This window comes from Ruegeria sp. D3, from assembly GCF_056534465.1.
The window spans coordinates 1-19,678 of record NZ_JBQFPK010000021.1 but is presented as its reverse complement, the minus strand read 5'-3'; the positions used below and the strand labels follow the sequence as shown (position 1 = coordinate 19,678).

Here is a 19,678-nt window from a genome sequence, read left to right as displayed (position 1 = left end):
CGCTGCGATCAAATCTCTAAAGACTTGCTGAAGAAACCAGCCATCGTTTTGGGTGCTGTATAAAGTTCGTGAGGCCAATTTACTGCGACGGTTCTGTCGCCGAAAGACTCAGGTCCGGTGCTACATGCAACGCTTACAAAATCAGGGCTGTGTCAGTCGTCATCCAATTTTGACACCTTTAGTGATGAACAGGCCCGGCGCTGCGTAACCTCCATTTAACGCCGTTGTGGCGGGCCTCCGGGGTTTGGGATTAACGTTTTTCGCGGTTTTTGAAGCGCCAGCTTTCATCCCCGGTTTCGAAGATCTCGCAGTGGTGTGTGATCTGAACGTTGCACCGGGATTTATTCCAACTTGACCCAAGCCGCATTCCTTGAAGAGCTTTGCACGCAAGCGGCTACAAACTTAACACCATTGAGCCCGTCGTGAACCGTTGGATAAACAACGGATGCGTCAGGTGAAATCCCGTTTCGGAAAGCTAGGATCGCCTCAGCAGCTTCTCCATAGATATTAGCGAAACCTTCTAGGTATCCCTCGGGATGGCCCGGAGGAACTCTGCTCAACCGATTGGCAGTGTCACCGGCTCCAGCTCCATTTCGGGTGATCAGGCGCTTGGGCTCGTTGTATGGCGTGAACCAAAGATAATTGGGATCTTCCTGAGACCACTCCAATCCTCCTTTTTCGCCATAGACGCGCAAACGAAGTGCGTTTTCATTGCCGGGCGCCACTTGAGAAGACCACAGCATCCCACGCGCTCCGCCTTCGAAACGAAGCAAAACATGCGCGTTGTCATCGACTTTGCGCCCCGGCACAAAGGCCTGCAAGTCCGCCGCCAAGCTTTCCGCTGTCAGCCCGGTCACAAAGCAGGCAAGGTTGTAAGCATGGGTTCCGATGTCACCGGTTGATCCACCTGCGCCCGAGCGTTCGGGATCGGTTCGCCATTCCGCCTGTTTGAAGTCCTGCTGTTCGGTCAGCCAGTCCTGCGGGTATTCAACCTGAACCACGCGGATCTTGCCAATATCGCCGTTTGCAACCATTTCGCGCGCCTGCCGAACCATCGGATAGCCCGTATAATTGTGGGTCAAAATGAATAGGGCGTTCGCGCTTTCTGCCGCTTTGACCAGCTTTTTTGCATCAGTAAGGGTCGAGGTGAGTGGCTTGTCACAAATGACATGAATGCCGCGTTTCAGGAACTCACGTGCGGCTGCATAATGGACGTGATTTGGCGTAACGATTGACACCGCCTCGATCCCAGATTTCAGCCGGGCTTCCCTTATCGCCATTTGCTTGAAGTCCTCATAAACTCGTTCAAGGCCCAATGCCTCACCACTTTCAAGAGATTTCTGTGGTGTCGAAGACAAAGCTCCAGCAACCAGCTCGAACTTGTCGTCCAGTCGCGCGGCTATGCGATGAACGCCGCCGATGAAGGCGTCGTTTCCGCCGCCAACCATGCCAAGCCGAATGCGTCCTGACGTTTCTTCACTGCGTCCTGTGACCATCACTTAATCCCCAGCATTGCACGATTTGCGGCTTCGTCGGCACCACCATCGGCGAAGTCATCAAAAGCTTTCTCGGTCACACGGATAATGTGATCTGACACAAACCGAGCGCCTTCGCGCGCACCATCCTCGGGGTGTTTGAGACAGCACTCCCATTCGACCACAGCCCAGCCATCAAAGTCATTCGCGGCCATCTTTGAGAAGACTGCACCGAAATCCACTTGGCCATCACCAAGCGACCGAAACCGTCCGGCCCGATCTACCCAGCTTTGATACCCGGAATAAACGCCCTGACGACCGGTTGGATTAAACTCGGCATCCTTAACATGGAACATGCGTATTCGGTCCTTGTAGATGTCGATGTTGTCCAGGTAGTCGAGGCACTGAAGAACATAATGCGACGGGTCGTATAACATGCACGCGCGAGGGTGATTGCCTGTCCTCTCAAGAAACATTTCGTAGGTCACGCCGTCGTGGAGATCCTCTCCAGGGTGAATTTCGTAGCAGACATCAACGCCGCATTCTTCGGCGTGATCAAGGATCGGTGCCCAACGACGAGCGAGTTCATCAAACGCCGTTTCAATCAAGCCTGCAGGTCGCTGCGGCCATGGATAGACATAGGGCCACGCCAATGCGCCTGAGAATGTCGCATGTGCCGAAATGCCCAAATTTTTGGAAGCGGATAGTGCTTTTTTGACCTGGTCTACTGCCCATTCTTGCCGGGCTTTCGGGTTTCCCCTGACGCTTTCGGCCGCGAAGCCATCAAACGCACTGTCATAGGCTGGGTGAACTGCCACAAGTTGGCCCTGAAGATGCGTCGACAGCTCAGTGACTTCGACACCATTTTCCCTGGCTTTGCCTTTGAAGTCATCGCAATAACCGGTGCTGGACGCGGCCAGTTCAAGGTCAAACAACCGGCCATCCCAACTGGGAACCTGAACGCCCTTATACCCACAGTCAGCTGCCCATTTAGTTATCGCGTCCCACGAATTGAACGGCGCCTCATCGCCCGCAAATTGCGCAAGAAACAAAGCTGGCCCTTTGATCGTTTTCATAAAATTTCCTCCCCAAAACCTAAGCCTCTATGGCGGTAAATTTTCCTTCAGATAGATGTCGATACGGATACGTTCCTGGGCTTTATTGAATGGCACTTTGTCCGAAGTTGCACGCAGCAGACGGACGGCTGAACGAACAATGTGCCCAGTGTCTTGCGAGATTAGAGCGTCAAATGTACCCAGCCTAAGCGCTTCCCGACTAAGCGGTGTGAGCTCATGAGCAATGATCACCAGATCTTCGCTGAGCTTGTTCTCGGAAAGAAATTGAATCAGACCTGCATTGCCCGCAGCTGACGAATAAATTCCGACCAGATCCGGGTAGGTTTCAAAAATTTCGGGCAGCAAAGTGTAGATCAGATCTGGGTCATCCCGGCCCTCGACCGATGCCACGACTTCGAGATGAGGGAAATCCTCTGCCACAACAAGATCAAAACCCTGACGCCTTTCTAGGTGATCGCGTGCCAAACGAGAGCCTGTCAGGACCAGTACTTTGCCTTTGCGATCTACAAATCGCCCCATCAACTGGGCAGCTGTGCGTCCCGCAGACACATTATCGATTCCCACAAAGTGGTCCCGCTCAGAACTCGGCAAGTCAGACACCAAGGCGACGACTGGAACGCCCTTATCTCTGACCCTCTTTACGGCGTCGCGGACAGAAGGTGTTTCAGGACCGAAAACGGCAACTCCATCAACGTCCAAGCTTTCGACAGTATCCAGAATGTTGACGATATCTTGCGGCTCAAACGGAGCTACCTTCTTTATCGAAGTACGTGTCCGCTCGATGAATTGGTCACGAGATTGCTCTGCGATCTGACTGCTAATCGCCTCTACAAACTCGTTATCCGTTTCCGGTAACACAAAGAGGAAGTTGTAAACTCGGTTTCGCGCAAGGTTGGCCGCAGCCGTGTCGCGCACATAGCCCAGCTCATCAATTGCCTTTTGTACTTTCTGTACGGTTACGGCCCGCACGCCGGGGCGTCTGTTCAAGACCCGGTCAACAGTCGCCAGACTGACACCCGCAACACGCGCGATGTCATTGACAGTTGGCTTTTTAACCAATTCTAGTTTTTGTTTTTGGTCTTCCACGTGTTCTTCAGCCTTCAATCTCCCGCGCTAAGCCTTCAAACAACAAAGCAACAGCCTCAGCGCCGGGATCGTTATGTCCAACTAGGTTTTCTTCGGGAACATAGGCTGCCCGGCCCGCCTTCGCACGGCGAATTTTGGCCGTGTTGTCTGCACCTTCGCGAGCTGCCTTTGCCGCGTGAGTAAGGCCCGATGGGAGTGCGGCAAGCGCAGGTGCCAAGGCGTCAATCATGGTCCTGTCACCGACCTTGGCGCCGCCGACTTGGCTAACGCGGTTCAGACCTTCGACCAAAGACTTCGGTACCGAAGCGCCGCTCGCACAGGCATCTCCAGCGGCGTTAAAGAAGATTGCAAGTATTACGCCGGAAGAACCACCCATCGTCTGGCTCAATTCATTGCCCAACGCTGGAAACAGTTGTGTCAAGTCAGCAAGCGGCATTCGGTCAAGGCTACCTTGCAACGCCCTTGCTGCAGTCGCCAAAGTGCTCCCCGTGTCGCCATCCCCGGATTTGGCGTCCAGCTCGTTCAGGTTCTTCTCAGCGTTGATGAGAAGTTCAGACAAACGAGAGATCGTTTCCTTCGTCGCAGAATTATTCGAAGGAATTGGATCGATCGGAGCCAAACCATCAGGCAAAGGCGCTACTTTTATTGGGGTGATGGATTTGACACCGGGCCAAGCAACCAGATCAACCTGAGCTTCTAGTTTTGACAATTCGTGTTGATCTACGGGCAGAATAGAAACAGAAAATCCGTGCATATCCAACGATGTCATCATTGGTGCTGGGCCAATTATATGGCTGGCAATATCAGTCTCGGACAAGGCATGTGTGAGAACAGCCATTTCTAATGGTGTTGTAGAGCCAAGGTTATTGACCAACGCCACACAATCCCCGGAACCCACCCGTTGCTTCAGCTTCCCCACCACTGTGGACATGGCCGATACAGCATTCGAGAATTCCACCTGCTGTACACCGGGCTCGCCATGGATGCCCAAGCCGAGTTCCGCTTTTCCGGGCGCAATCCTGTCCTCTTTCGGAGAACCTGGGACGGTGCAGGTGTCCAGGCTCATACCTATGCTGACGACCTTCGCTATAGTGGTTCTTGCGGCATTGGTAACGGTGTCCAAGTCAGCACCATCTTCAGCAAGCGCACCAGCGATCTTGTGCACGAACAGCGTTCCTGCCACGCCACGCGGTTGCGGAAGGTCGGGCAGGGCGATGTCATCGTCGACAACAACCATCTCTACTTTGCGGCCCAATGCGCGGGCGCGCTCAGCCGCCAGACCAAAGTTCAACCGATCACCTGTGTAATTCTTGACGATAAGCAAGCACCCAGCCTCCCCCGTAACGGCGAGAATGCCAGCCAAAACCGCCTCTACTGACGGGGATGCAAAAACTTCTCCACATACTGCTGCTGTCAGCATACCCGCGCCAACAAAACCCGCGTGGGCTGGCTCGTGCCCAGACCCTCCGCCGGAAACCAAAGCGACTTTCGACTTGTCCCAATCGGACCTGTAGACGACTTTGATGTGCGGGTAACCGTCCAGCCGGGTAAGTTGTCCCCCGGATGACGCAAGAAGACCATCTATGGCCTCTGTCACCAGAGTTTCTTTCGTGTTGAGGAACTGGGCCATGCTTTTGCTCCTTAAGTCACTCGCGTGCCGGACGCGTCAAAATACAATGGGTTGTGTGGGCGGATTTTTATTACTTTCCCAGAGGGGTAGTCCTGATGGATATCAATCAGGGTCACAACCGGGTGGCCGTTTAAGTCTAGGTGCAGCCGCGTTTGATCTCCCAAGTGTTCGGCACGCACTACACGTGCATCCGTGCCTTCACCTTCGATGATGTTTTCCGGGCGAAGACCAATCTGCGGACCTTTGTGATCGCCTCCGAACAACGCGGACGGCAGGATGTTGATCCGTGGCAGTCCCAGGCGGCTAGCAACATACACACTTCCAGGATTTTCATAGATGTCGCGAGGGGTACCGTACTGAACCAGCCTGCCGTTTTCCAAAACGCCGATATGCGTCGCCATTGTCATGGCTTCGACCTGATCATGGGTCACGTATAGTAAGGTTGATCCCAGGTCTGCCTGAATCCTTTTCAGTTCCACACGCAAATCCGCTCGAAGTTTGGCGTCCAAAGAGCTGAGGGGTTCGTCCATCAGGAATATCTGGGGGTCCCGCACAAGCGCCCGTCCAATTGAAACGCGCTGCATTTCGCCGCCGGACAACTCAGTTGCTTTGTTATCCAGCTTGTGCGGAATTTGGAGAATTTCCGCGACCTCGCCAACCTTCCTGACGATCTCATCTTCGGGTGTTTTTAGGATCGGTGACCGCAGGGGAAAAGACAGGTTCTCTCGTACTGTCATATGGGGGTATAGCGAGTATTGCTGGAAAACCATCGCTACATCACGCTGGGCAGGAGTATCTATTCCAACGTCACGACCGGCAATGTGCACCGTTCCTGAATCCAGTTTCTCAAGCCCGGATATCAATCTTAGCGTCGTTGTTTTCCCTGCGCCCGTCGGCCCCAACAACACCACAAAAGCACCGTTGGGGATCGTCATCGATATACCATCCACCGCTTTTAGACTACCGAATGACTTCGAGATATTTTGTAAAACGACTTCAGCCATTGCTTAGCACCTCGTCGTTCAAAGCGGACCTCAGCGCGCGTCCGGTAGACTTTTCAAACAGGGTTACTGCAGGTGAGCGGAATTCCAATCCTACCGTCTCGCCGGGATTAACCACTTCACGCGCGTCAATGCGAGCTTTCAGCTCTCCGTTCGGGCTTTGCAGTGTCACGATCTGGGTGGTTCCCAGATATTCCGCTGCCAGGACTTTGGCCCGGTAGGCGCTGTCGTCTGACAGAAAAACATGCTCGGGACGAACGCCGAAAACCAGGTCACCTTCCGCCCCTTCCATCAGTTTGGGCACGGCTTCGTCATGGCCATTCAGTCGAACCATTTCCGAGCCAGGCGCGACCTTTCCCTGAAACGGCAGGAAGTTCATCGAAGGAGATCCAATAAAATCTGCAACGAACATTGTGGCCGGTTTGTCGTAGATTTCCTGAGGTGTACCGAATTGCTCGATCACAGCGTTGTTCATCACCACGATCTTGTCGCCCATTTGCATGGCTTCCAGCTGATCATGCGTAACGTACACAGTGGTTGCGCCCATGCGATCATGAAGAGCGCGCAGTTCTTCTGCCATATGCTCGCGAAATTCGGCATCCAAAGCGCCAAGTGGTTCGTCCATCATGAACGCCTTGGGTTCGCGAACAATCGCGCGCCCCAGTGCCACGCGCTGCCTGTCGCCGCCTGAAAGCCCACCTACTGGGCTATCGAGGATGTCCTTGATCCCCAGAATTCCTGCGACTTCCTCGACTTTGGCCTTTACAGCGGCGCGGGACATACCCTGCGATATCAGTGGATAGCTGATATTCTTGCGCACGTTCATGTGGGGATACAGCGCGAACATCTGGAACACGAAAGCAATGTCCCGCTCTGATGGCGGTCGCTGGCCGATCTCTTCACCGTCCAAGTAGATTTCACCCGAGGTTGGAAGTTCCAATCCTGCGATCATCCGCAGCGTTGTCGTCTTTCCGCAACCGGATGGCCCAAGAAGCATGAAAAACTCACCGTCCTCAATCGTGAACGAGCTTTCGCGTACAGCGGTGAAGTCGCCGAACATCTTTTTTACGTTTTTGACTACGATCTGGGCCATTTCTACTCCGGGAAATGGCTGACGATGATGAACATGACGGTTCCGATCAGCGTGACGATGAAAGAGTAGGTGAAGGCCCAAAGGACAAAGGGCTGCATCAGCATGAAGACACCCAGTGCAATTAGGATGGTTGCTACCATCTCCCATGGGCCGCGGCGGAGCCGCATCAATCCGCTAAGAAATTCGCTCATTTGCGTACGGCTCCGAACGTGATCCCGCGCAGCAAGTGTTTGCGCATCAGGATGGTGAAAATCATGACCGGGATAAGGAAGATCGTGGCACCTGCCGCCACAGCCGGCCAGTCCAGGCCGCCAATACCGATAATGGTCGGGATGAATGGCGGCGCTGTTTGCGCGTTCGCGGAGGTCAGCAGCACGGCAAATGCGTATTCATTCCACGCGAAGATCAGGCAGAAGATCGCAGTTGATGCGATGCCCGTGGCGGCTTGCGGCAGCACCACTTTGTAGAATGCCTGAAACCTCGTGTAGCCATCTATAAGGGCGGCTTCTTCGTACTCTCGTGGGATTTCGTCGATGAAACCCTTCAGCAACCAAACCGCCAGTGAGATGTTAACCCCTGTATAAAGCAGGATCATTCCCAGGTGCGTATCGCTCAATCCAAGGTTCCTGAACATCAGGAAGATTGGGATAGCAACAGCAACCGGCGGCATCATCCTTGTACTCAGGATGAAGAACAGAAGGTCGTCCTTGAGCGGGACCTTGAACCTACTGAACGCATAGGCGGCCAGCGTGCCAAGGAAAATACTCAGGAAGGTCGAGCCGAACCCGATGATAACCGAATTCATAAAACGCTCACCGAACTTTGATGGCCCGACAATCACCATGTCGTATTGGCGCACGATCTCATCGGCCCAGTTCTGCGGCGGGTTGGCTTCCAGAAACTCCTGCGTTTGCCGCGTGCGCGTGGTGAAGAGGTTTACATACCCTTCAAGCGTTGGGTCAAAGACCACTTTGGGCGGATAGCTGATCGCATCGGCCGGGGATTTGAAGCCAGTCAGCAAAATCCAGACCAGTGGGATCATCGTAATCAACGCATAAGTAACGACCAAGAAGCCTGCGATCCACTTAGACCGGTTGGAAGGTTCAGTGACGGAAAAACCACTCATCTCTGTTTCACCTTGTTCAGGGCTTTGACGTAGATCGACGCAAGGCCGAACACGGTGACGAATAGGATGATCGCATAGGCCGAGGCATAGCCCGTACGCCACTTTTCAAACGCCTCTCGTTTTAGATTGATCGAGGTGAGTTCCGTAACAGAACCCGGACCTCCGCCAGTTAGCTGAACCACCAGGTCGAACATCTTGAAGTTCTCAATTCCCCGGAACAGCACCGCCAACATAAGGAACGGTAGCACCATCGGGATGGTAATCGTAAAGAACTGCCGCAGCTTGCTGGCCCTGTCGATCTCAGCCGCCTCGTATATGTAATCTGGGATGCTGCGCAGCCCGGCCAGACAGATCAGCATCACAAAGGGGGTCCACATCCAGGTGTCGACAATCACAATCGCCCATGGGGCCAACGTTACGGATCCCAGCATTTCAAAGCTCGATGGGTCCTTGCCGGTAAACCAGGACACGATGTAGTTAAACAGGCCAATCTGAGGCTGGTACAGGAACTTCCAGAAATTCCCGACAACAGCCGGAGACAACATCATCGGCAGCACGATGATCGTTGTCCAAAGATCGTTGCCCTTGAATTTTTTGTTGATTAACCACGCCAACGTGAACCCGATCAGGACCTGGAAGAAGATCGTCCAGAACAGGAAATGCGCGGTCGCCTGCATGTTCAGCCATGTGTCCGAGTCCGTCAGAATACGCTCGTAATTCCTGAGACCGACATCTTTGACTTCACGCCCGATCCGGTTGGCCTTGTAATTGGTAAAGCTCAGTTGGATGGTCCAGATCAACGGAAAGATATTGATCGCCAGCAATAGAAATATCGTTGGGGAGATGAATATCCAGGCTATCGCACGGTCGGATAATCCCCGGATTTTTCGCGCAACTCGCTCGGGCGTTGCCTGCGCAACGCGATCTACGGTCCTGTCAGACATCTCTTTGCCAGTTCTTGTTGGTTTCGGACTCACGGGTGAAGGTGGAGCGGGATTGCTCCCGCTCGTACCTGTGTCCGGGTTACAGCTTGCCTTCGTCTTCGAAGACTTCCGTCCAATCTTCGATCAGAAGATCCAACGCTTCCTGAGCTGTACCTTGGTCAGCGACCACGTAGTCGTGGATGCGTTTCTGCATGGCCAGCAGAAGCTCGGCATAAGCAGGCTCTTGCCAGAAATCCTGCACACCGCCCATGGCTTCCAGGAAGTCACCGGCAAAGGGCTGGCTGTCTACGAAACCGGGATCTTCCAGCACTGAGTTATGTGCCGAGTAACCGCCCAGCTCCCACCATTTGGCCTGAACGTCTGGCTGCGCGAACCACTTTATGTACTCGAGCGCGGCGTCCTGTTTGTCGGAGTAGCTGACAACAGAGATACCTTGTCCACCCAGTGTCGAACCCGCTTGATTTTGCGGTGGGTTCACGAAGAAGTCGATCTTGTCACCACCGGTATTGGGGTCGGCATACAGACCAGGGAAGAAGGCAAACCAGTTCATCGCCATGGCGACCTGACCGGACTTAAAGGCGTCCAAGCTCTCACCCATATAAGAGTTGGTGTATCCCGGAGGTGTAGCCGTTTCGTAGAACTCTTTGTAGAATTCCAGTGCTTCAACTGCTTCTGGTGAATTTACGGCACCTTCCATGTCATACGAGCCAGGTGTGTTTTCATACTTGAAGCCCCATGGATACAGTGCCCCGGTCACACCCATTGTGATCCCTTCCGAGCCGCGCTCGGTAAAAATTGCGGCCCCGTAAACCGTCTTGCCGTCGATCTCACGACCTTGGAAGAACTGCGCGATCTGCAAGAGCTCTTTCTGCGATTGAGGCTCGCGCAGATCCTGACCGGTCGCCTCTTTGTAGGCGGCTTGGATATCGGGGTTTTCAAACCAGTCCTTGCGGTAGAACCACCCATTCGCATCGCCCATCGCAGGCAGCGCATAGTAGTTTGGTGTACCCTTGGGCCAGGTCGAATAAGCGTAGACAGTGGCTGGCGCGAAGTCGTCCATGCTGATGCCTTCAGCATCGAAGAATTCGTTAAGTTGGACATAATGACCGTTTTCGGCACCACCGCCGATCCATTGGCTGTCACCAATTAACAAGTCGCAGAGTTTACCCCCAGAGTTCAGCTCATTTAGCATCCGGTCCGCAAAATTTGGCCATGGAACAAATTCGAAGTTCATCGTGTGGCCAGACTCTGCTTCAAATTCTTTTGACAGCTCGACAAGCGCGTTGGCCGGATCCCACGCAGCCCAACATAGTGTCAGATCTTCAGCATTTGCCTTGGTAGAAAGAGTAGTAGCGGCAAGGACTATTGCGCTGGCCGAAGCCAGTTTTGTGTAAGTCATCCATTCCTCCCTTTTTGCGCCGTCAATCGAGGATGTGCGAATCGCGGCATATGACCAAGGCTATTTGAGGTACGCACCTCAAGTCCAGAAATTTTTTGAGGTTCGTACCTCAATAGACAGGAGAAAATCGCAAAGGTTTTCTATAAGCATCTGATTATTATGTATATTATAAAATCAGTTTTATGCATGAGTGGTTTTGGCGGAGATATTCTAAATGGCCATATCGACTAAAATTGGCAAAGCTCGTGATCGCAGTCATCATGCAACCAGTAGGTTTAGCTAAGCCGCGTCTGAAGCGCTCACAGATTATTTGGTCGATACCTTTGCGAATTGTAGATAGCGTCAAACAGCGCAGCCTGCTCTGGGTATTGGGTCACTCGATTGGTAAGGTGCAGACGTATGAAAAATCTCTCTATCGTCCGAATGAGCCGCTACCCAGTAAAAGGCTTGAGTTCGGAGCCTATGCAAACTGTGACGCTGCGAGCAGGAGAGGGCATTCCTGGTGATCGGTTGTTCGGATTTGCTAGATACAATTCGGGTTTCGATGAGCAGAACCCCAAGCCACTGCCGAAAGATCGTTTTGTCGTTTTGTTAAATGAGGCTGCTCTGGCAGGCATTCAAACAAATTTTGACCCCGAGACCCAAGCTCTAGAGATCAAATCTGACAGCAAGATACGACGCTTTAATATGCGAACGCCCGAAGATCGGATGAGCGCGGCAAATATTCTTTCGTCGGAGATTGGTTTAAAAGATCCCGAACCGCCAATGTTCGTCTCGTCTTCGCCTCATCGGTTTACGGATGTTTCTGTGGTATCACCGAAAATGATGAACGCGATATCCGTATTGAATCTGGCTTCTGTGGAAGAACTGGGCAAGCAACTGAACGCGAATGTCCACCCAGCGCGCTTCCGATCGAATATCGAGATTGACGGGTTACCTGCGTTTGCCGAGCTGGAATCCGTTGGTTCAGTTTTGAGATTTGGTGATGTTAAGCTGAAGATTCTCTCGCGAACCAAAAGGTGCGCAGCAACTGAAGTTAACCCGATAACGGCCGAGCGGGACTTAAATGTACCCTATCTTATTCGAAAGGTGATGGGTCACATGGACATGGGTGTCTATGTCGAGGTGGCCAATGGTGGAACGCTAATGGTCGGTCAATCTGGGGAATTGCTCGCCTAATCCAGAACAGATTGTCAAAAGGTTTGAGACATAAACTATGCTTCAAGTCCAGTTGTCCTGCCTGTCCCTGTGACCCTCAAAACCTCAAGGACAGGCAGGACATTCCGCCATCCAGTTTAGCGCAATCGGTATTGTCGATCTGAACAACCTCAAATCCCGCCTTGTCCAGAGTGTCGGCTGTGCGCGGGAAACCTGCTGCCATCAGTACCAGATTATTGAAACGAATTGCATTGGCTGCCGCTTCTTCACCGTCGGCGACATGCAAAACCCGATAGCCTTCAAAACACCCGGACGCATCCAGGCGCTTGGTTGCAAGGATGGTCTCGGCATCCATCAGCGAACAATCGGTCTTGAAATGCAACACGCCTTCAGGCGTAAACACCTCACGCAAAGCATGACCCCACTCATTGGCAATTTCCGCCAGCTCGGCCACGCCTGCCGCGTCGGTGCGATCCGAACGGCCCACCAAGATTTCTTTTCCGGTCACCAGAATGTCGCCGCCTTCGACATGGCCGGGGCCTTTGACCTCGCGGACGTCGTCATAGCAGGCACGGATCGTCGATGCTATTTCCGCCACTTCACCCATGCGAGAGGGCGCGCCGGGACGCATCAGAATTGCACCTTGTGGAAGGCAAAGTGCGGTATCCTCGACAAATTGTGCGTCAGGATAAGCGTCAAGCGGTTCAAGCTCGATCACCTCTGCCCCAGTGCTGCGCAGCGCACTGACATAGGCCGAATGCGCGGCCAGCATCCCGGCCAGGTTTGGATTGCCGATATCCTCGGCGCGCAACCCTTCTGCAATTGTCGTGGCGGGCTTGCGGGTGATGGCACGTGCAAATTCAAAGGTCGAATTCCGCATGAGTTACTCCTGATCCGGACGATCCCCGGTAATGTCGATTTCCAGAATTGAAGGGCAGTTTCGCGCGCGGGCCGAAGCCAACGCGGCCGCTATCTCAGCGGGATTCTGAGAAACCCGTTCATATGGTATGCCAAACGAGGCTGCGGTGGCGGCAAAATCAGGTGGGGTCGGGTCGCATCCGATCACCTCAACCCCAACATCCTGCATTGACGTCGCGATTTCGCCGTAGCCGTGGTTGTTCCACAAGACAAAGGTAATGTGCAGGTTGTGATCCACCGCGGCCATAATCTCGGGCAGCGAGAATTGGGCGCCACCATCGCCGGCGATGCAGATCACAGGGGCCTGAGGATCGGCAATTCCTGCACCGATAGCGGCCGGAATGCCATACCCGAGCGCGCCATAACCGGTGGCGGCATTGAACCATCCGCCCGGACGGTCGTGGTCATAATAGAGGTTACCTGCGTAGATCGGTTGCGTGGAATCGCCCACTATAAGCGCGTTGGGGACAGTCGCGCGCATGGCTGCCAGGATCTCGACCTGGGCGCGGTAGTCCGGGCCGATCTCTTCATAAGCTGCGGCGCGGGTTTTTTCGGCGCGACCTGCGCCATCCCGCTGGTCGGGTCGGTCGGGCAGGGTCGCAAGCAATGCGGATATTGTCTGATCAGTCCGGGCCTGTATGGCAATTTTCGTGTCATGACGGGCCAATTGATCCGGGCAAACATCAACACGTATCAGACCGGGCATCATGGGCATCTTTCCCGTAGCGTACATGTCATAATCTGTTGGGCCCAGCTCGGTCCCTAAAGCGAGAACGCAATCGGCGTCTTCGATCAGTGCGCGTACAGATTTCAAACTGGGGCTAGCGGGAACGGTCAATGGATGATCATGCATCAACCCACGCGCGTTGACGGTTTGCACGACTGGCGAGTCTAGGCGCTCGGCTAAGGCTTTCAGACCTTCGGCGCCGGTTTTCGCACCGCCACCGGCCAGGATGACAATGCGTTTTGCGGCCAAGAGCTGCGCGGCAGCCTGTTGGATCACGTCGCCGTCCGGGGTCCGGCTGGGTGGGGTCTTGGCGACAGGGGCGCGTTCGGCTGCGTGTCCTGCCACATCCAGTGGGATCTGAATATGAGTGGGGCCGGGACGTTCCGAGCAGCAGGTCGCAAAAGCGCGTTCCAGAGCTGGGTCCAAATCACCGGGCAGGCTCACATGTTCAGAAACCAGCGCCACAGTTTTGGCAAGGGCGTGCTGATCGGGCAGTTCATGCAAATGGCCATATCCTTGGCCGAGCGTATCTGTTTCGTTGACGCCCGAGACCACCAGCATTGGCACCGAGTCCGCGCGTGCCTGCGCCATCGGGGTCAGGGTGTTTGTCAGGCCGGGACCGGTGATAACAAAAGCTATGCCAGGTTTGCCCGACGCGCGCGCATAGCCGTCAGCCATAAAGCCCGCACCCTGTTCATGCCGAGGGGTGACATGACGGATTCCAGAGGCCGCAAGGCCGCGGTACAGCTCGACCGTATGCACTCCGGGAATGCCAAAGACACAAGACACGCCGCGCTGCTTCAGCCCTGCGACCAAGGCTTCGCCCACTGTTTGGTTGGTCATGCGACGTTCCGATCGCTGAGGTTCGCATGGGCAACGATGCGGTCCAGTGCTTTTTCGAAACGCTCGTCGTCAATCGTCAAAGCGACCCGGACCCAATCTGTAAGGCCTTCGCCAAAGGCCGAGCCAGGCATGACGGAAACGCCATGCTCCAGCAGGTCCCAAGCATAAGTGTCCCCGTCCATGCCGCAGGCTGATACATTGACCAACGCAAACATGCCGGCCTCTGGGCGGTGTACGACAAGCCCGGTTTCGGCGTGTAGCCGATGTTCCAGGATCAGGGCGCGGCTTGCAAAGCGGGACGCCATGCCCGCCGCGACCGACGATCCGTCCCGTACTGCTTTTTCCGTCATGTCCGCGATGAAGGGTTGATTGCCGAACAGCATGGTTTCGGAGACCGGCAGAAGCGCTGCACAAAACTCGGCCGGGCCCACACACCAGCCGCTGCGAAAACCGGGGGCGGCGTGGGATTTCGATATCGACGAGACCGCGATGACCCGGTCTGCCAGCTGCGGATCAGAAAGCGGCGACACAAAATTGGCATCATCGAACACCAGATGCTCGTACACTTCGTCCGAGATGATCCACTGGTCATGTTGTTGCGCAATTTTACCGATTTTATTGATATCTTCCGCGGTCAGGATCGCGCCCGTCGGGTTGTGAGGAGTGGTCAGCAGTATCGCCCGGCTGCGCGGCGTGATACGCGCGGCAAGATCGTCGGCCTGAAGTCGAAACCCTTTTTCAGCGCGCAGCGGCACCGGAACCGGCTCAGCCCCGCTGGCGCGGATGACGCCCTCATAGGTCGCATACATGGGATCGCCGACCAGAACTTCGGACCCGGCTTCGGCGACGCCCTGCATCACCGCAAAAAGTGCTGTCTGCGTGCCGGGAAAACACAGAATGTTTTCAGGCAGAAACTGCCGCCCACGGCTTTCGGTGTATGTTTCGGCCAAGGCCGCACAAAGCCCAGCCTCTCCGCGCCCGTTTGAATACCCGGTACGGCCCGATTGCAATGCCAAGGCCGCCGCGTCGCACAACTCTTGCGGTGTTGGCACGTCCGGTTCGCCGATCGTCATTTCCACGAGGTCTGCGCCTGCCTCGGCCAATGCGCGCGCCTTCAGGTGGACTTCCCACTTGCCGCCGCCCAATCCGGCCAGCCGTTCGGTGATTGCTGTCAGCCTCATATGGGCTTGCTCTCCTGCGTTAGATCCAAATCGAGAATGGCGGAAACGGATTGCAGCCCGATTTCAACCAGTTCACCTTGTTCAAATGCGTCCGGCAGCGCCCCGCCTTCAAGCCACAGACCATCGATCACCGCGTTGCACGCAATGGCCAATTGCCGCAAACGGGCAGGGGGCGCGGGTCGGTCAACTTCGTTCAGCGAGGCTGCAATCAGTTCCTCAAGCTGGTCCCGAAAATAGGCATATGTCCGTTCATGCGTCGCTTTCATCTGTGGGTCGTGCTGCACCTTGTTCAGAAAGCTGGCCCACAGGGCGATGGCGCGGGGGTCGACAACGGGTGGTGTCAAAGACGCCGTCACGAAAGCGGCGAGCCTGGTTTGCGCGCCGACCTCTGTGCCCGTCGCAAGTGCAAAGGTCTGGTCGGTCATTGTGTTCATGTGGTGCTCGTAGGCGGCCACGATCAGATCTTCTTTGGAGCTGAAGTAGTGGCGGATCAGCCCCCCCGTGACATTTGCGCGTTCTGCGATTCCCCGCACCGTGGCGCCGCGCACGCCCTGTTCAGCAACCAATTCCAGCGTGGCTAGAATCAAAGCTTCCTGCCGGGATTCGGCCGACTCGCGCCTGAATTTTTTGCGTTCTTCGCTCACAACTGGTTCGTTTTCGCTGATTTCATTAATTATACGCTTGCATAATTACGATGTTCGCGGCTTACTGCAATCGAAAAATTGGGGTCGCAAAAAATGGACACAGCCGCTGCCGCATCAGCACAGCAACCTGACACCCGCCGAGAGGCGATCCGGGTAGAGGATTTGCATAAATCCTTTGGCGATTTAGAAGTTCTGAAAGGCGTGGATCTGATCGCGCATCAAGGTGATGTTGTTGCGATCATCGGTGGTTCGGGTTCTGGTAAGTCGACCATGCTGCGCTGCATCAATTTTCTGGAGACGCCAACGTCGGGCAAAATCGTCATCGGCGGCGAAGAGGTCGCAATGCGGGCAGATGGCAGCCCAGCCAGCCAGAAGCAAATTGAGCGCATTCGCTCCAAACTGGCGATGGTGTTCCAGCAGTTCAATCTGTGGACACACCGCACATTGTTAGAGAACGTGATCGAGGTGCCGGTGCATGTCCTGAAGGTCCCAAAGGCAGAAGCGATCGAGCGCGCGCGCGAATTGCTGGTCAGGGTTGGCCTGGGCGGTAAGGAGGACACGTTTCCCGCTTACCTTTCGGGTGGTCAGCAGCAGCGGGCCGCGATTGCACGGGCGTTGGCCGTTGATCCGTCTGCCATGCTGTTTGACGAACCCACATCCGCGCTGGACCCTGAGCTGGTCGGAGAAGTTCTGACCGTGATCCGTGACCTGGCCGCTGAGGGGCGCACCATGCTGCTGGTCACGCATGAGATGAAGTTCGCCCGCGAGGTCGCGAACCACGTCGTCTACCTATATCAAGGTCGTATCGAAGAGCAGGGCCCACCTGCCGAGATCTTTGGAAATCCGCAATCCGAGCGGCTGAAGCAATTCCTCAGCTCGGTCGGATAACACAAAAAAATAAACACTATCAACACGGAGAAACTTATGAAAATCAAAGCATTCCTGACTGCAGTCTCTGCCGCAGCCATGCTGGCGGCAGGCGGTGCTGCAGCCGAGCAAGTCAAGATTGGTATTGCAGCTGAACCCTATCCACCATTCGCCTCGCCGGACAGCGCGGGCAACTGGGTCGGCTGGGAAATTGAGGTCATCGAAGCGGTTTGTGCTGCGGCCGAACTTGACTGCGTGATTACGCCTGTTGCCTGGGACGGCATCATTCCGTCTTTGACTGGTCAGCAGATCGACGCGATCATGGCCTCGATGTCGATCACCGAAGAGCGGTTGAAAACCATCGACTTCAGTGATGCTTACTACAATACGCCTGCGGTGATTGTGGCCGACAAATCAATTGATATCGAGCCTACGCCTGAATCGCTGGCTGGCAAGATCATTGGCATTCAGGCCTCGACGATTCACCAAGCCTATGCGCAGGAATACTTCAAGGACGCCGAGTTGAAAGTCTACCAGACTCAGGACGAAGCCAATCAGGATCTGTTCGCAGGCCGAATTGATGCGACCCAGGCAGACAGCATCGCGATGGCGGACTTCGTGAACTCGGACAATGGCAGCTGCTGCGAGATCAAGGGAGCCGTTGCGGATGATCCGGCGATTCTGGGCCGTGGTGTGGGTGCAGGCGTACGCAAGGGCGATACCGAGCTTCTGGAAGCACTGAACAAAGGGATTGCGGCGATCCTGGCTGACGGTACGCACGAGAAAATCACCGAGGGCTATTTCACCACCAGCATCTACTAAGGCGCTGTTGTGACCGGACTATTCGAGACACTGGGCCTCGGCGCCAGCGCCGAGTTGCTGTCGCTGTCAAGCTGGGGCGGCAACCTGTTGCGCGGGCTTGCCAATTCCCTGCAGATCGCCGTGGGCGCTTTTGGAATGGGGCTGGTAATCGGGCTGTTCGGTGCCTACGGGAAACTCTATGGGGGGAAGGTCACACGTGACCTTCTTGCCATTTATACAACGGTGATCAGGGCGGTGCCTGAACTGGTGTTGATCCTGATCCTGTACTATGTCGGCAGCGATATCATCAACAAGATCTCTGAGGCGTTCGGAGGAGGTCGAGTTGAAATCAGCGGTGTCGCCGCAGGCATCTGGGTCTTGGGCGTTGTGCAGGGAGCCTATGCCACCGAAGTACTTCGTGGGGCTATCAAGGCGGTTCCCGTCGGGCAAATCGAAGCGGCAAAATCCTATGGAATGCCCGCATTTATGATCATGCGTCGCGTGACTATCCCAGCAATGATGGGATTTGCGGTGCCAGGCTTGGCCAATCTGTGGCTTATCGCGACCAAGGATACGGCCTTGCTGGCCGTTGTCGGGTTCAGTGAATTGACACTTGAAACACGACAGGCGGCAAGCAGTACCCGTGCTTACTTTACCTTCTTTCTGGCGGCGGGCTTTCTGTATCTCATGGTCACCCTTTTCTCGGGTGCGGTTTTTGCCCGTATCGAGAAATGGGCGCGCCGTGGTCAGCCTTCGTTGAAAGGGGGTTCCTCATGATCACCGTGAAAGCGTTGATGCAGCCGCACCGGATCGTCATGATGCTGTTGTTTGCAGCCCTGATTATCTGGTGTGCCTTTTCGTTGCGATGGGATTGGATCCCGCAATACGCGCCGCTGGCGTTGCAGGGCCTTTGGACGACGATCTGGCTGCTGGTGGTGACAACCGTTCTGGGGTTTTTATTCGCGGTGCCGCTGGGCTTGGCGCAGGCGATCGGCCCTTGGTACCTGGCAACACCTGCCCGAGTGTTTTGCACCATAATCCGAGGCACACCCCTGCTGTTGCAGATTTGGCTGTTGTATTACGGACTGGGTTCGCTGTTTCCGCAGTTTCCTTGGATTAGGTCGTCAGAGCTGTGGCCCTACCTGCGCCAAGCATGGCCTTACGCGGTGCTTGCATTGACCTTGTCCTTCGCTGGTTATGAAGGCGAGGTGATGCGGGGTGCGTTTTCCAGTGTAGCGAAAGGGCAGCTTGAGGCTGCAAAGTCTTTTGGAATGCCACGTTTTACGATGTTCCGCCGGATATGGCTGCCCCAGGCTGTGCGCAATGTGCTGCCAACCTTGGGCGGAGAAACGATCCTGCAGCTCAAAGCGACACCCTTGGTTGCAACGATCACGGTGGTCGAGATTTACGCCGTCTCTTCGCGGGTTCGATCTGACACGTTTATCGTATACGAGCCGCTTTTGTTGCTAGCCTTGGTCTATATGGTCCTAGCCGGGTTGATCGCTTTGGCTTTTCGCCGATTTGAAGGTGTTTGAAGTCTGACACTGTCTTGTCGGCCCACACTTGTTAAGTAGTGGATAACCACTCCAGGTATTTGCTACTTAATTACAAGCCAAGGCGGAACTTGGTCGGTGTCATTCCGGTCTGACCTCGGAAAAAGCGAGTGAAATGGGACTTGTCAGAATAGCCGAGCATCAGTCCGATCTCTG

General features: G+C 54.9%; 20 protein-coding genes. 5 read left to right on the top strand and 15 right to left on the bottom strand.

What is annotated here, in order from left to right; translation table 11 throughout:
• Window positions 1–341: 341 nt before the first annotated feature.
• The 10 genes from ACR0DX_RS21235 to ACR0DX_RS21190 all read right to left on the bottom strand — a co-directional run bounded on the left by ACR0DX_RS21235 (window position 342) and on the right by ACR0DX_RS21190 (window position 10,830).
• Window positions 342–1,496: a Gfo/Idh/MocA family protein gene (locus ACR0DX_RS21235; protein WP_170356297.1), complete on the bottom strand. Its 1,155-nt coding sequence runs from the start codon at window positions 1,494–1,496 to the stop codon at window positions 342–344.
• Window positions 1,496–2,551, bottom strand: coding sequence for a sugar phosphate isomerase/epimerase family protein (locus ACR0DX_RS21230; protein WP_170356298.1), 1,056 nt, complete (start codon window positions 2,549–2,551; stop codon window positions 1,496–1,498). The genes ACR0DX_RS21235 and ACR0DX_RS21230 overlap by 1 nt, the downstream gene beginning before the upstream one ends.
• Window positions 2,552–2,578: 27 nt before the next feature.
• The gene (locus ACR0DX_RS21225; RefSeq protein ID WP_480847300.1) at window positions 2,579–3,655 is read right to left on the bottom strand and encodes a LacI family DNA-binding transcriptional regulator; all 1,077 of its coding nucleotides are present in this window, start codon (window positions 3,653–3,655) and stop codon (window positions 2,579–2,581) included.
• A complete protein-coding gene (locus ACR0DX_RS21220; protein ID WP_170356300.1) occupies window positions 3,645–5,267 on the bottom strand; it encodes a dihydroxyacetone kinase subunit DhaK in 1,623 nt (540 codons plus the stop codon). Before ACR0DX_RS21220 ends, ACR0DX_RS21225 begins: the two co-directional genes overlap by 11 nt.
• 11 nt (window positions 5,268–5,278) lie before the next feature.
• A complete protein-coding gene (locus tag ACR0DX_RS21215; protein WP_170356301.1) occupies window positions 5,279–6,271 on the bottom strand; it encodes an ABC transporter ATP-binding protein in 993 nt (330 codons plus the stop codon).
• Window positions 6,264–7,361, bottom strand: coding sequence for an ABC transporter ATP-binding protein (locus tag ACR0DX_RS21210; protein ID WP_170356302.1), 1,098 nt, complete (start codon window positions 7,359–7,361; stop codon window positions 6,264–6,266). The genes ACR0DX_RS21215 and ACR0DX_RS21210 overlap by 8 nt, the downstream gene beginning before the upstream one ends.
• A 2-nt stretch (window positions 7,362–7,363) precedes the next feature.
• Complete coding sequence (locus ACR0DX_RS21205) at window positions 7,364–7,552, bottom strand: hypothetical protein (RefSeq protein ID WP_093965435.1); 189 nt, start codon at window positions 7,550–7,552, stop codon at window positions 7,364–7,366.
• On the bottom strand, window positions 7,549–8,487 hold the full coding sequence (locus ACR0DX_RS21200; protein WP_170356303.1) for a carbohydrate ABC transporter permease: 939 nt from the start codon (window positions 8,485–8,487) through the stop codon (window positions 7,549–7,551). The genes ACR0DX_RS21205 and ACR0DX_RS21200 overlap by 4 nt, the downstream gene beginning before the upstream one ends.
• Window positions 8,484–9,431 carry a carbohydrate ABC transporter permease gene (locus tag ACR0DX_RS21195; protein ID WP_170332156.1) on the bottom strand — a complete coding sequence of 316 codons (948 nt, stop codon included), beginning with the start codon at window positions 9,429–9,431 and terminating at the stop codon, window positions 8,484–8,486. Before ACR0DX_RS21195 ends, ACR0DX_RS21200 begins: the two co-directional genes overlap by 4 nt.
• 79 nt (window positions 9,432–9,510) lie before the next feature.
• Window positions 9,511–10,830 (bottom strand): ABC transporter substrate-binding protein, encoded by a 1,320-nt coding sequence (locus ACR0DX_RS21190; RefSeq protein ID WP_170724798.1) that lies wholly within the window; start codon window positions 10,828–10,830, stop codon window positions 9,511–9,513.
• Between the two features lie 399 nt (window positions 10,831–11,229).
• Between ACR0DX_RS21190 and ACR0DX_RS21185 the strand changes: the two genes are divergently transcribed.
• Window positions 11,230–12,009 carry an MOSC domain-containing protein gene (locus ACR0DX_RS21185; RefSeq protein ID WP_480847295.1) on the top strand — a complete coding sequence of 260 codons (780 nt, stop codon included), beginning with the start codon at window positions 11,230–11,232 and terminating at the stop codon, window positions 12,007–12,009.
• Window positions 12,010–12,085: 76 nt separating this feature from the next.
• Here the strand turns inward: ACR0DX_RS21185 and ACR0DX_RS21180 are convergent, their stop codons facing one another.
• Genes ACR0DX_RS21180 through ACR0DX_RS21165 form a run of 4 tightly spaced genes read right to left on the bottom strand, consistent with a single transcriptional unit; the run spans window position 12,086 to window position 16,301 of the window.
• The gene (locus tag ACR0DX_RS21180) at window positions 12,086–12,868 is read right to left on the bottom strand and encodes an arginine deiminase family protein (RefSeq protein ID WP_170356305.1); all 783 of its coding nucleotides are present in this window, start codon (window positions 12,866–12,868) and stop codon (window positions 12,086–12,088) included.
• Between the two features lie 3 nt (window positions 12,869–12,871).
• Entirely contained in the window at window positions 12,872–14,476 is a 1,605-nt protein-coding gene (locus ACR0DX_RS21175) for a 5-guanidino-2-oxopentanoate decarboxylase (protein ID WP_170356306.1), read from the bottom strand.
• Window positions 14,473–15,657 (bottom strand): pyridoxal phosphate-dependent aminotransferase, encoded by a 1,185-nt coding sequence (locus ACR0DX_RS21170; protein WP_170356307.1) that lies wholly within the window; start codon window positions 15,655–15,657, stop codon window positions 14,473–14,475. The genes ACR0DX_RS21175 and ACR0DX_RS21170 overlap by 4 nt, the downstream gene beginning before the upstream one ends.
• Window positions 15,654–16,301: a TetR family transcriptional regulator C-terminal domain-containing protein gene (locus ACR0DX_RS21165; protein ID WP_170724799.1), complete on the bottom strand. Its 648-nt coding sequence runs from the start codon at window positions 16,299–16,301 to the stop codon at window positions 15,654–15,656. Before ACR0DX_RS21165 ends, ACR0DX_RS21170 begins: the two co-directional genes overlap by 4 nt.
• 93 nt (window positions 16,302–16,394) lie before the next feature.
• Here ACR0DX_RS21165 and ACR0DX_RS21160 point away from each other — a divergent pair, with 93 nt between their 5' ends.
• From ACR0DX_RS21160 to ACR0DX_RS21145, 4 genes are read left to right on the top strand one after another with little or no spacing between them, the layout of a single operon-like run.
• The gene (locus ACR0DX_RS21160) at window positions 16,395–17,189 is read left to right on the top strand and encodes an ABC transporter ATP-binding protein (protein WP_170356309.1); all 795 of its coding nucleotides are present in this window, start codon (window positions 16,395–16,397) and stop codon (window positions 17,187–17,189) included.
• A gap of 36 nt (window positions 17,190–17,225) precedes the next feature.
• Window positions 17,226–17,990: a transporter substrate-binding domain-containing protein gene (locus ACR0DX_RS21155; RefSeq protein ID WP_170356310.1), complete on the top strand. Its 765-nt coding sequence runs from the start codon at window positions 17,226–17,228 to the stop codon at window positions 17,988–17,990.
• A 9-nt stretch (window positions 17,991–17,999) separates the two neighbouring features.
• Window positions 18,000–18,746, top strand: coding sequence for an ABC transporter permease (locus tag ACR0DX_RS21150; protein WP_170356311.1), 747 nt, complete (start codon window positions 18,000–18,002; stop codon window positions 18,744–18,746).
• Complete coding sequence (locus tag ACR0DX_RS21145; RefSeq protein ID WP_170356312.1) at window positions 18,743–19,504, top strand: ABC transporter permease; 762 nt, start codon at window positions 18,743–18,745, stop codon at window positions 19,502–19,504. Before ACR0DX_RS21150 ends, ACR0DX_RS21145 begins: the two co-directional genes overlap by 4 nt.
• 70 nt (window positions 19,505–19,574) lie before the next feature.
• Here the strand turns inward: ACR0DX_RS21145 and ACR0DX_RS21140 are convergent, their stop codons facing one another.
• Complete coding sequence (locus tag ACR0DX_RS21140) at window positions 19,575–19,664, bottom strand: hypothetical protein (protein ID WP_480847327.1); 90 nt, start codon at window positions 19,662–19,664, stop codon at window positions 19,575–19,577.
• Window positions 19,665–19,678 lie beyond the last annotated feature (14 nt).